Origin of the sequence: Rhodococcus sp. ENV425 (assembly GCF_002887785.1) — a bacterium.
GTDB lineage: Bacteria > Actinomycetota > Actinomycetes > Mycobacteriales > Mycobacteriaceae > Rhodococcus > Rhodococcus aetherivorans.
Window position 1 is genome coordinate 10,338 of record NZ_PCZU01000258.1, and the last position, 579, is coordinate 10,916.

The window sequence follows — 579 nt, forward strand, 5'->3', positions numbered from 1 at the left end:
CCTCCCGCGCCGCGTCCTGACACCGGAGCTGATTCGAAACACACAGCACCGCACCGAGACACAGCACGAGAACACTCACCAGCGTGGTGAGGGCGATCGCCGCCTCGACGGTCACCCCGCCGTCGTCCCCGCTCACACCGCCGTGTTCAGCGCGCGCTCGACGATGCCGGTGAGCGCGGTGACGATGTTGTCGCCGGTGACCACCGTGTACAGCACGGCACCGAACGCCGCCGCGGCGATCGTGCCGATCGCGTACTCCGCGGTGGACATGCCGTCCTCCGCCGCGACGGCACCGCTCAGCCGCTGCGCCGCCGCCCGAATCACGTTGCCTACCATGGTTCCTCCCCTCCTTCGGCGCGGACCGTCCGCGCCGACGTCTCACAACAGCCCGTCGCCGAGCACGCGTCCCGCGAGCCCGATCACGACGGGCACGATGCCCAGGCATACGAACGCCGGCAGGAAACACAGCCCGAGCGGGCCGCTGACCAGGACCCCGGCACGCTCGACGGCCGCAGCCGCCCGGTCCTCCGCCTGTTCGCGCTGCCGCTCCGCCACCTCGGCGACGATGCCCGACAGCGG

General features: G+C 71.8%; 2 protein-coding genes and 1 pseudogene. All 3 read right to left on the reverse strand.

The features are described 5' to 3' along the window. On the reverse strand, positions 1–115 hold a 115-nt coding region (locus tag CQZ88_RS31630), incomplete at its 3' end, for a TadE family type IV pilus minor pilin (protein ID WP_374703836.1). Positions 116–132: 17 nt separating this feature from the next. Further along, positions 133–336, reverse strand: coding sequence for a DUF4244 domain-containing protein (locus tag CQZ88_RS22930; protein WP_006941350.1), 204 nt, complete (start codon positions 334–336; stop codon positions 133–135). Positions 337–378: 42 nt separating this feature from the next. Continuing rightward, positions 379–579: pseudogene (locus CQZ88_RS22935) on the reverse strand (type II secretion system F family protein); the annotation flags it as partial.